Source organism: Sphingopyxis sp. OPL5, from assembly GCF_003797775.2.
In the GTDB taxonomy this organism is placed as follows: domain Bacteria; phylum Pseudomonadota; class Alphaproteobacteria; order Sphingomonadales; family Sphingomonadaceae; genus Sphingopyxis.
This window is the reverse complement of sequence record NZ_CP060725.1, coordinates 2,106,072-2,116,255: the sequence shown is the minus strand read 5'-3', so window position 1 is coordinate 2,116,255 and position 10,184 is coordinate 2,106,072. Positions and strand designations below refer to the sequence as shown.

Annotated in this window: 8 protein-coding genes; 5 read left to right on the top strand and 3 right to left on the bottom strand. The window is 68.0% G+C overall.

Going from position 1 to position 10,184, the window contains the following annotated elements; all coding sequences use genetic code 11:
- Positions 1 to 197: 197 nt before the first annotated feature.
- Positions 198 to 857, bottom strand: a complete 660-nt coding sequence (locus tag EEB18_RS10045; protein WP_187141734.1) for a YggS family pyridoxal phosphate-dependent enzyme — start codon at positions 855 to 857, stop codon at positions 198 to 200.
- A 62-nt stretch (positions 858 to 919) separates the two neighbouring features.
- Here EEB18_RS10045 and EEB18_RS10040 point away from each other — a divergent pair, with 62 nt between their 5' ends.
- Entirely contained in the window at positions 920 to 1,537 is a 618-nt protein-coding gene (locus EEB18_RS10040) for a thiamine phosphate synthase (RefSeq protein WP_187141733.1), read from the top strand.
- Positions 1,538 to 1,677: 140 nt separating this feature from the next.
- Here the strand turns inward: EEB18_RS10040 and EEB18_RS10035 are convergent, their stop codons facing one another.
- A complete protein-coding gene (locus EEB18_RS10035) occupies positions 1,678 to 2,391 on the bottom strand; it encodes a hypothetical protein (protein ID WP_187141732.1) in 714 nt (237 codons plus the stop codon).
- A 265-nt stretch (positions 2,392 to 2,656) separates the two neighbouring features.
- On the opposite strand from EEB18_RS10035, the gene EEB18_RS10030 reads away from it, so the two are divergent.
- The 4 genes from EEB18_RS10030 to holA are packed head-to-tail and all read left to right on the top strand — an operon-like array spanning position 2,657 to position 7,294.
- Positions 2,657 to 3,130, top strand: a complete 474-nt coding sequence (locus tag EEB18_RS10030) for a DUF3576 domain-containing protein (protein ID WP_187141731.1) — start codon at positions 2,657 to 2,659, stop codon at positions 3,128 to 3,130.
- Positions 3,131 to 3,178: 48 nt separating this feature from the next.
- Positions 3,179 to 5,728, top strand: coding sequence for a leucine--tRNA ligase (leuS, locus tag EEB18_RS10025; RefSeq protein WP_187141730.1), 2,550 nt, complete (start codon positions 3,179 to 3,181; stop codon positions 5,726 to 5,728).
- A gap of 1 nt (position 5,729) precedes the next feature.
- Positions 5,730 to 6,272 carry an LPS assembly lipoprotein LptE gene (gene lptE, locus EEB18_RS10020; protein ID WP_187141729.1) on the top strand — a complete coding sequence of 181 codons (543 nt, stop codon included), beginning with the start codon at positions 5,730 to 5,732 and terminating at the stop codon, positions 6,270 to 6,272.
- Positions 6,269 to 7,294: a DNA polymerase III subunit delta gene (gene holA, locus EEB18_RS10015; protein ID WP_187141728.1), complete on the top strand. Its 1,026-nt coding sequence runs from the start codon at positions 6,269 to 6,271 to the stop codon at positions 7,292 to 7,294. The genes lptE and holA overlap by 4 nt, the downstream gene beginning before the upstream one ends.
- A 151-nt stretch (positions 7,295 to 7,445) precedes the next feature.
- On the opposite strand, the gene EEB18_RS10010 is transcribed toward holA, so the two are convergent.
- Complete coding sequence (locus EEB18_RS10010; RefSeq protein WP_187141727.1) at positions 7,446 to 10,184, bottom strand: TonB-dependent receptor; 2,739 nt, start codon at positions 10,182 to 10,184, stop codon at positions 7,446 to 7,448.

Sequence of the window (10,184 nt, the reverse complement as noted above, 5' to 3'; positions counted from 1 at the left end):
CATGGCAAGGCGCGGGTAGCGAATGTCGGCTTTGAGGTAGGAAGCGGACGTTCTTTAAACCGTCGCTCCTGCGAAGGCGGGGGCCGCTGTCGGTTTACGCAGCGATACGGAAATAGGCCGTTAGCGGCCCCCGCCTTCGCGGGGGCGACGTCGTGTTTCGGTCGCAACCGGTCGTTTGCCCCCCAAGGGAGGGGTCTTTACCGCGCCCCGAACAGCGCGGTCCCCACGCGCACGTGCGTCGCGCCGAGCATCACCGCGCTCTCGTAATCGCCGCTCATGCCCATCGAGCGCAGCGGCAGGCCATGCCGCTCGGCGAGTTCGTCGAGCAGCGCGAAATAGGGGGTCGGTGCGACATCGGCGGGCGGGATCGCCATCAGGCCGGCGATCTTCAGCCCCGCGTCCTTTGCCTGCGCCAGCAGCGCGGGCAGGTCGGCGACCGCGCAGCCGCCCTTCTGTTCCTCGTCGCCGATGTTGACCTGCACGAACAGCAGCGGTTGCCCGCCCGCCTTCTCGCACGCCCGTGCCAGCGCGGTGACCAGCGACGGCCGGTCGACCGAGTGGATCGCGTCGAACAGCGCGACGGCTTCCTCGGCCTTGTTCGATTGCAGCTGCCCGATCAGGTGGAGCACGATATCGGACGTTCCGCCGCGCAGTTCGGGCCATTTGCCCGCCGCTTCCTGGACGCGATTCTCGCCGAAATGGCGCTGTCCGGCGGCGATCAGCGGGCGAATCGTCGAAGAGTCGTGCGTCTTCGACACCGCGACCAGCTGGACGTCACTCGCTTTGCGTCCCGCACGCGCCGCGGCGGCGGCGATTCCCGCTTCGACCCCGGCCAATCGCTGCGCTGCACTGTCCATGTCCGATCCTTCGCTGGCGCCCACGCGTTGCGCGCGGCGGCGACGCGCCTATAGAAAAGCCGATGCCCCGGCGCCACCCCTTCTCAAGACCATCGGGCCGACTGCCGCGGCGCTGGCTGTTCACCGATGCGCGGCTCGGCGATGCGGTGCTCGCCGCCGCCGCCGCGCTGCCGCCGGGCAGCGGCATCGTCATCCGCGACGACGACCGCGCGCCGGGCGATCGCTGGCGGCTGGTCCGCCGCCTCGCGCGAATCGCCAAAACCCGCAGCCTCCTGTTGCTGCTCGCCGGACGACCCGCGCTGGCGCGGCGTTGGGGCGCCGGCGGCGTTCACCTGCGCCGGCATCATGCCAAGCATGCGCCGCAGGCGCGCCGCCTCGGCCTGATCGTCTCGATGCCCGTCCACGACCCCCGCGAAGCCCGCGCCGCGCGCCGCGCGCGCGCCGACCTCGCCTTTGTCTCGCCGCTCCACCCGACCCGCTCGCATCCCGGCGCCCCGGCGCTCGGCCGCGCGGCGTGGCTCGGCCTCGCGCGGCTGAGCGGCGCCCGGCCGGTCGCGCTCGGCGGCCTCACCCCGGCGCGCGCGCGCGCGCTCCACCGCGCGAGCAGGGCAAGCGGCCTCGCTCCCGGATGGGCGGCGATCGATCATTGGCTGGAAAAGGCGACAAAACCGCGCAGATAGACTGCGTCGATATTTGGTTCAGGGTGAGTCGAAAATGGTGGCGTTTCGCGACCCGGAGCGCAGCGTACGTCTGTACGTGAGCACCGGAAGCGCGAAAGGTCGCCATTTGCAGGCCACCATGGGCCAAATAGCGATGCAGGCTAGAAGCGGAACGCGGTGCCCACATACACCGCCTGGCTGTCGCGGCGGGTGTCGGTCAGCGGCTGGACGCTGTCCTCGCTCTTGTACCGCACCCCGGCAGTCACATCGAGATTCTTGGTCAGGCGATAGCTGCTGACGACATCGACAGCCTGGTCGTCGCCGGGCGCGGTCAGGCGATCGGTCGCGCCGGCGGGATCGCTCGGGCGCGCCAGCATACGCGTCGCGAAGCGCGATTTCTTTTCATTCTGCTCGGGCGCCTTCGCCTGCGGCAGGTTGCGCAGGTCGATGCCGCGCGGCAGCGTCGGGGTCACGAATTTCTCGAACCCGACCGAAGCGCCGAGATTATAAGCGACGGGCGTGATCGCGACGGGGGCCTTGCGGCCCTGCACCAGCGCCGAGGTCATCGCGGCGCTCGAGGCGTCGTCGCGGGCGCGAATCACCACGGTGATCGCCCGGTTCTGACGATTCTCGTCGGTCAGCGCGGGGGTGAAGCTGAAGTTGCTGCGCGCATCGGCCGACACCTTGGCATAGCGTGCGATCAGGCGCGGATCGCCCGAAGCGGGGGTGAATTGCCCCAGCAGGGTTTCCGACAGGCTTGTTTCGCGGATGCGGTCGGCGCGGCTCATCGCGGCGAGAGCGGGGGGCAGGGCAAGCGAAACCGTCGCCAAAACGACGACCCCTGCTTTCCAGAAATGGCGCTTGCTGCGCGGCATTGTCTGCGACTCCAACCCCAGTACCCTCATCAGATAGGCCGAACGCACCGACTTTTCCAGTGATTCGCGAGAAAGCAATTCTTTATGCCCCATATTTCGCGGGGCTGTTGCGCGATCACCACAGTGCGACGCCAAGCTGTCTCCCCGATGAACGCCGCGAACAAGCCGATTGCCGCGCTTGCCGCCGCGCGGCAACGGCGATAGAGACGCTGGAAATCCAGCAAGCGCGGCGGTCGCCCGCGCCCGATGTATAAGGTGTTCCGGCATGTTCCAGCTTTCCGTCCCTGCCAAGTTCGGCGCCACGCTCGGTCGCCGTTCGGCCACGCTCGCGCTCCTCGGGGTCGCGGCGCTCGGCCTTTCGGGGTGCGGCGGCAAGGAACGGCCGCGTGCCGACCTCGCCGCGTCGCAAGTCACGACGATCGGCGTGAACTCCTATCTGTGGCGCGCCAGCCTCGACGCGCTGTCGTTCATGCCGCTGCTCCAGGCCGATTCGTCGGGCGGCGTCATCATCACCGACTGGTACGCCAACCCCGGCAACCCGAACGAGCGGATGAAGGTCACCGTGTCGATCCTCGACCGCGATCTGCGCGCCGACGCGCTGCGCGTCGCCGCCTCGCGCCAGGTCGCGCAGGGCGGCACCTGGGTCGACGCGCCGGTTCAGGCGGCGACGGTCCAGAAGCTCGAGGAAATCATCCTCACCCGCGCTCGCGACCTGCGCCGTTCGGCCTTCGAGGGCTAATAACCCGGCGCGGACACGCGCCGACAGACATCAACGGGGTAAAAACGAATGACCCGCGAACCGCGCTTTGGCGCCCTCGCCGCCGATGCCCGCTGGCAGGCGGCGTGGGAGGCCGCGAACAGCTTTGCCACGACCGAGACGGCGGACAAGCCGAAGGCCTATATCCTCGAGATGTTCCCCTATCCCTCGGGGCGCATCCACATGGGTCATGTCCGCAACTATGCGATGGGCGACGTTCTCGCGCGGTTCAAGAAGATGACCGGCCACGACGTTCTCCACCCGATGGGCTGGGACGCGTTCGGCATGCCCGCCGAAAATGCCGCGATGGAAAAGGGCGTCCACCCCGGCGGCTGGACCCGCGACAATATCGCCGCGATGCGCGGCCAGCTGAAACGCCTCGGTCTCGCGATCGACTGGAGCCGCGAACTCGCGACCTGCGAGCCCGATTATTACGGCCAGGAACAGGCCTTGTTCCTCGACCTGTTCGCGCACGGCCTCGTCACGCGCAAGCACAGCTACGTCAACTGGGACCCGGTCGACATGACCGTGCTCGCCAACGAGCAGGTGATCGACGGCCGCGGCTGGCGTTCGGGCGCGCTCGTCGAGAAAAAGAAATTGTCGCAGTGGTTTTTGAAGATCACCGACTTCGCCGAGGAACTGCTCGACGGCCTCGGCGGCCTCGACAGCTGGCCCGACAAGGTGCGGCTGATGCAGGAAAACTGGATCGGCAAGTCGCAGGGGCTGGAATTCAGCTTCAAGCTCGCTGGCGGCGCGCCTGGCTTCGACGTCTTCACGACGCGCCCCGACACGCTCTATGGGGCGAGCTTCGCGGCGATCTCGCCCGACCATCCGCTTGCCGAGAAGTTGGCGAAGGACGCGCCCGAACTGGCCGCGTTCATCGAGGAATGCCGCCGTCAGGGCACCGCCGCCGAGCAGATCGACACCGCGGAAAAGCTCGGCTTCGACACCGGCCTCGCGGTCGAACATCCGCTCGACCCCGCGCTGCACCTGCCCGTGTGGGTCGTGAACTATGTGCTGATGGATTATGGCACCGGCGCGATCTTCGGCTGCCCGGCGCACGACCAGCGCGACCTTGATTTCGCGAGAAAGTACGAACTGCCCGTCCTCCGCGTGATCGCCGATGGCGACGAGACCGCGCAGCATTTCAGCGGCGACGAGGCCTACACCGGCCCCGGCAAGCTGGTGAACAGCCACTTCCTCGACGGCATGACGATCGACGAGGCCAAAGCCGCGATCGTCGCGCGCGCCGAGCATGAGGGCTGGGGCAAGGGCACGACCGTGTGGCGCCTGCGCGACTGGGGCGTCTCGCGCCAGCGCTACTGGGGCACCCCGATCCCCTTCATCCATTGCGACGCCTGCGGTCTGGTCCCGGTGCCGAAAGCGCAGCTTCCCGTCGTGCTGCCCGAGGACGCCGATTTCTCGGTCCCCGGCAATCCGCTCGATCGCCATCCGACCTGGAAACATGTCGCCTGCCCGTCGTGCGGCGGCGAAGCGGTGCGCGAAACCGACACGCTCGACACCTTCGTCGACTCCAGCTGGTATTTCCTGCGCTTCGCCTCGGCGCCGTCGGACAAGCCCTTCGATCCCGAGGTGATCCGCCGCTGGCTGCCCGTCGACCAGTATATCGGCGGCATCGAGCATGCGATCCTCCACCTGCTCTACGCGCGCTTCTGGACGCGCGCGCTCAACAAGCTGGGGATGATCGACATCAAGGAGCCCTTCGCCAGCCTGTTCACGCAGGGCATGGTGACGCACGAGACCTATAGTCGCGATCAGGGCGAAGGCCTGCCGCCGCTCTACTTCACCCCCGACGAGATCAGCCGCAGCGCCGAGGGTGCGACGCTCGAATCCGATGGCGCGCGGGTCGATGTCGGCCGCGTGATCAAGATGTCGAAGTCGAAGAAGAATGTCGTCGATCCCGACGCCATCCTCGACCAGTATGGCGCCGACGCGGCGCGCTGGTTCATGCTCTCCGACAGCCCGCCCGAGCGCGACCTGCCGTGGAGCGAGGCGGGTATCGAGGGCGCCTGGCGTTTCGTCCAGCGCCTGTGGCGTCTGTTCGGCGACACCGAAAATATCGGCGACGGCGCCGAGGACAACGGTCTCGCGCGCAAGCTGCACCAGGCGATCGCCGGCGTCGCCGCCGACATCGAGGCGCTCGGCTTCAACAAGGCGGTCGCGAAAATCCACGCCCTCGCCAATGACGTCGAGAAGGCCGTCCCCTCGGCGACCCGCGCCGAAGCGTGCCGCACCCTGATCCTGCTCGTCGCACCGATGCTGCCGCACCTCGCCGAGGAAGCCTGGGCGGCGCTGCCGGAAGGCCAGCGAACCACCGCGATGATCGCCGACGCCGCATGGCCGCACGCCGATCCGGCACTTCTCGTCGATGACGAGGTGACGATCGCGATCCAGATGGCGGGCAAGCTGCGCGATACGATGACGATCGCGAAGGGTCTCGACAAGGAAGCGACCGAAGCCGCGGCGCTCGCGCGCCCGCGCATCGTCGAACTGCTCGCCGGTGCGTCGCCGAAGAAGGTGATTGTGGTCCCCGACCGTTTGGTGAATATCGTACCCTGATATGCGCAAGCTGCTCGCCCCCCTCGTCGTCGCCTCGCTGCTCCTTGGCGGTTGCGGGCTGCGCCCGCTCTATGCGAGCGGCAGCGACGGGGCGGTGGCGACGATCCTTGCCGACGTCGATGTCGCGCCGATCGAGGGGCATCAGGGCTGGCTCGTCCGCAACGCGCTGCGCGACCGGCTCGTCGCGGCGCAGAACGGGCAGGGCGCGGGCAAGCGCCTGCGCCTCGACGTCCGGCTCGAGGACAGCATCACCGGTTTCGGCGTCCGCGCCGACGATGCGGTGACCCGCGAACGCCGTACCCTGCGCGCGCGCTACCAGCTCGTCGATGCGGCGAGCGGCGAAGTGCTGCTCGACGCGACTGCCTTTTCCGATTCGGGGATCGACGTCGTCGGCAGCGAATATGCGACGATCGCCGCCGAATCGACCGCGCTTGAACGCCTCTCGTCGGCGGTGGCCGACCAGATCGTCGCCCGCCTCGCGGTCTTCGCCGATCGCGGCGGTGGTCGGATGTCCGACGCGCCGCCCGCCCCCGGCGGGCAATGAAGAGCGTCAAACCCGCCGAACTCGAACGGGTATCGCGGCTCGACCACCGCTTCATCCTCCTCACCGGCCCCGACGATGCGACGATGGGAGCCCTCGCCACGCGGCTGACCGGGCTTGCCGGCAAGGAGGCCGAACGGCTCGACCTCACCTCGTCGCAAATGTCGCAGGATCCGTCCTTGCTGGCCGCCGAGGCCGCGTCGATGTCGCTCTTCGCCGGCGCGCGGGTGATCCGGCTCGATATCATGGGTAGCGGCGATGACAGCCTCGCCGCGGTCGAGGCGCTGCTCGGTGCCGACAGCGCGATCAACCCGGTGATCGCCACCGGCGCCTCGGTCACCGCCAAGTCGAAACTGGTCAAGCTCGTCGAGGGCTCGGACCATGGCGTTGCCGCCATCTGCTACCAGCCCGACCGCCGCGCGCTGGTCGGCATCGCGATGAGCGCGGCGGAAGGCGAAGGGCTGCGGCTCGGCAATGCCGAGGCGCAATTGCTGATCGACCTCGTCTCGGGCGATCAGGCGCTGATGCGCCGCGAGGTCGAAAAGATCGCGCTCTACCTTGACGCGGGCCGCGACCGCCAGCGCCAGGTCACCGCCGCCGACATCGCCGCCTTGGGCGCCGCGACGCACGAAGAGGACGTCAGCGAGGTGATCAACACCGCGCTCGGCGGCAAGGTCGGCGATCTCCCGGCGATGTTCGCCACCGCTGCCGCGGTCGGGGTCGCCGAAATCCGGATCATCCGCGCCCTCGCGATCCGCGCCACGCAATTGGCGCGGCTGCGCGCCGAGGTCGACGCCGGCGCGCACCCCGCGACCGTCGTGTCGGCGCGGAGCAGCGGCGTGTTCTGGAAGGAACAGGGCGCGGTCACCGCGCAGCTCCATATCTGGGATTCGGTGCGCATCGCGCGGCTGATGAGCCGGCTGCTCGACTGCGAACGCAGCCTCAAGGCGTCGGGCACCGCGGGCGGCGTGCTGTTCCGCAAACTCGTCACCGACATCGCGCATCAGGCGGCACGGGCGCGGTAGGCGAGCTCTAAGCCACCCGATTGATCCCGTTCGACACGAACGGAAAAAGTGGATCGCTGGCATCTTCCCCTTGGGGAGGGTCCGCCGCGGCAGTGCCCGGCCGCGGCGGACCTCCCGCCCCTCCCGCCAGGGGAGGGGGGAGAGAGCGTGGCTAGAATTGCCCGCGCAGCGTCACGCCATAGGTGCGCGGCTCGCCCGGGAAACCGACGAACAATTTGTTCGCGGTGGCGGGGAAGCCGAGCGCCGCGGGCGCCGCGACCGAGCGGAAGCCGTTCGACCCCTGCAGCGGCATGTCGGCGCCGATCTGGTAATATTTGCGATTGAGCAGATTCTGCCCCCACAGCTCGACGCCCCAGCGCCGGTCGGGTCCGAAGATGCCGATGCGGCCGTTGAACACCGCGAACCCGTCCTGTTCTTTCTCGATATCCAGGTTCGAGCCGGTGTTGGTGTCGCTCTGCAGGCGGGTGTCGAGATAGAAGAGTGCGCTCATCCCCGAACTGCCGATCGGCGGGGTCCAGCTGATCCCCGCGGTCGCGACATATTTCGCGGCGTTCGACACCCCGCGTCCCGGCAGCTGAAACAGCACCGGCGACAGCGGGCGCCCGCCGGTACCGACGAGGTTGCGGCGATAGAGGGTGTCGACATAGGTCAGTCCCATATTGACCGACAGATAGCGCGCCGGGCGGATGAAGGTCTCGATCTCGAGGCCCTTGGCGACGACGCCGGGGGTCAGCCGGTCCGACGCGCAGGCGCCGGTGACCGCGCTGTTGTCGATCGGCCCGGTCCCCAGATCGTCCTTGCACGCCTGGATATTCGTCACCTCGAAATTGATGCCGTTGAAGGTGTTGAGCTGGTAATTGCTATATTCCTGCCAGAAAGCGGCGACGTTGATGTCGATGCCCGGGCCATCCCATTTGACGCCCAGTTCATAGGCATCGACCTTCTCGCTCGCGAACTGCAGGTCGCTCGCCTCGGGGCGGCCGTTGCCCGGCGTGTTGGCGGGGCGTGCCAGCGCGGTGGTGCAGGCGGTATTTTGCGCGGCCGATCCCGCGGTCGTGCTGCACGGCCGGTCGAGCGCCGAATAGTCGAGGTTGAAGCCCCCCGCCTTGTACCCCTTCGAGGCCGAGGCATAGACCAGCCAGTCGGGATCGGGTTTCCAGCTCAGCACCGCGGTGCCGGTCCACTGCCCCTCGCTGAACTTCGTCCCCGGGGCGCCCTTGACGATATCGGGCGCGGTGCCGTTGATCACGCAGGCGAGGCTGGCCAGCGCCTGCAGCGGCGAATTGACGATCGCCGGGCACAGCGTGTTGGTGAAATTGGCATCGCCCGCCAGCGTCTTGCGCTCGTGGGTGTAACGCGCCCCGACGGTCAGCGTCAGCACATCCTCGACGATGTCGAAGCTGTTGTGCGTGAACAGCGCATAGTTGGTGCTGCGCTGGTGGAAGGTCGACCCGTTGTTGCCGGTGTTGTTGAGCGGCGCCGCGCCGAGCAGCGCCGCAATCCCCTGGAAACCGGGGAAGGAGGCAGCGGGCAGGTTCGAACAGGTCGCCGATGCGGGGTTGAGCAAGGTCGGCGCGAGGCTCGCGGCGGCGAGACAGTTGGCGTAGCGCTGATAGTCGGCGCCATAGACGATGTCGTCGTCGACATCGAGTTTCTCGTTGGCATAATAGCCGCCGACCAGCCAATCGAGCCGCCCGTCGAACGCCTCGCCCTGCAGCCGCAATTCCTGCGTGAACAGCCGGAACCGGCGGTCGAGGTCGGTGCGGCGCAAGATGTCGAGCGCGCTGAAATCGGCATCCTGCCCCTGCGCATTCTTATAGTCGCGATAGGCGGTGATCGAGGTCAGCGTCGCGGCGCCCAGCTCCCAGTTGAGTTCGCCCGACACGCCCCAGTCCTTGGTGTCGGAGCGATAGGAGACGCCCGGGGTGGTCGCCTGTTGACGGATGAAGCTGGTGCCCGCCGGTGCGACCTGATGATTGGCGCCCAGAAATTGCAGCAGCGGCAGCAGCGTATTGGGCGAGGCGACCGGGAAACCGTCGGCGCCGCGCGTCAGGTTGCGCACCGGATTGAGCAGCACGCCGCCGCAGCAATTCTCGTTGCGCTGGCTGTAATCGGCGATCAGCCGGAATTTCACGCTCTCGGTCGGCTCGAGCAGCAACTGGCCCTTGACCAGCCAGCGGTCGCGATCGTTGATATCGGGTTCGCCCGCGGTGACATTCTTGATGAAACCGTCGCGCTTCTGCCAGACGCCGTCGACGCGCACCGCCGCCTTGTCGCCGAGCGGCGCGTTGATCATCCCGTCGACGCGCCAATAATCATAATTGCCGTAACTCACCGACCCCTTGGCGCCGAAGCCGCTGAGGTCGGGTCCCTTGGTGACGATGTTGATCAGGCCGGCGGTCGAGTTGCGCCCGAACAGCGTGCCCTGCGGCCCGCGCAGCACCTCGACGCGCTCGATATCGCCGAGTTCGGACAGGCCGACCCCGGTGCGGCTGCGATAGACGCCGTCGATGAACAGCCCGACCGAGCTTTCGAGGCCGGGGTTCTCGCCGACCGTACCGATACCGCGAATGCGCGCGGAGAAATTGACCTCGCTCGTTGCGCCCGACACGAGTAGCGACGGCGCGACCTGTCCCAGCGCGCGGACGTCGGTGGCGCCGGTCTTTTCGAGCGTCTCGCCCGACACCGCCGACACCGCGATCGGCACGTCGGACAAGAGTTCGCTGCGGCGCGTCGCGGTCACGATGATCGTGCCGTCGTCGGGGACCTCGGCGCCCTGCGGCGCGACATCCTGCGCCCAGGCCGGTGTCGCCGCGAGGGCGACCGCAAGCGCCACGCCCTGCGCGCTGCCACGGGCAAAGCGCGCAATTCTCCCGTCACTCTTTTTCAT